Below are 906 nucleotides of genomic sequence, written 5' to 3'. Positions count from 1 at the left end.
CGGCCCACTGCCAGGCGGTGACGACCTCGCCCAGCACCAGCAGCCCGGCGGCCAGCCCCACCACGGGCACGCCCAGGCTGAAGGGCGCCACGCGGTTGGCCGGGTAGCGGGTGAGCAGCCCCGTCCACAGGCCGTAGCCGACGATGGTGGCCACCCAGCCCAGGTAGGCGACCGCGCCCCAGGCCACCGGCGGCAGCGCGGCCCAGGCGTCCCAGTGCAGCCAGCGGCCCGCGTCCGCATCGGTCAGGGCCGACAGCGCCGCGAACGGCAGCACCGGCACCAGGCTGCTCCACACCACGAACGACAGCGGCTTGTAGCCCGGCGATGCCCGCTGCGCCATGCGCGAGACGATGTTGGACACCGCCCAGGACGCGGCCGCGCACAGCGTGAGGCAGATGCCCACCATCGTCGCCCCGCCCACGCCCGTGCCGGTGGCCCCCGGCCCGATGAAGTTCATGGCGAAGCATCCGAGGCCTACCGCCGCGATCGCCATGCCCACCACCAGCGGCCGCCCGGGCCGCTCGCGCAGGATGCCGAACGCGAACAGCGCGGTGAAGAACACCTGCGTCTGCATGAGCACGCTGGCCAGCGCCGCCGTCATGCCCAGCTTCAGGGCGAAAAAGCCGAAGCCGAACTGCCCCACGCCCTGGAACAGCCCGAACAGCAGCACCCAGCGCCAGTGCATGCGCGGCGGCTTGAGGAAGAACACCAGCGGCAGCGCGGCGAACAGGTAGCGCACGGCCCCGAGCTGGAACGGCGTGAAGTAGCGCAGGCCCCACTTCATCGCCACGAAATTGATCCCCCAGATGACCACCACGGCCATCGCGGCCAGCACGTCGCGCGTGGCCATGGCATCGCCGACCGGCGCCCGGGCCACCGCGCTCACGCGGCCCCCCTGCGGCCCGG

1 protein-coding gene is annotated in these 906 nt (G+C 73.1%); it reads right to left on the bottom strand.

From position 1 onward, the window contains the following. Window positions 1-850: EamA family transporter (locus tag AC27IQ_RS25815; protein ID WP_487091344.1), on the bottom strand; the 850-nt coding region annotated here is incomplete at its 3' end. Window positions 851-906: the final 56 nt, after the last annotated feature.

Source organism: Acidovorax sp. KPB24-07, from assembly GCF_057543315.1.
Note: the sequence above shows the minus strand (reverse complement) of the source record. Positions and strands in the feature narration are given on the sequence as shown.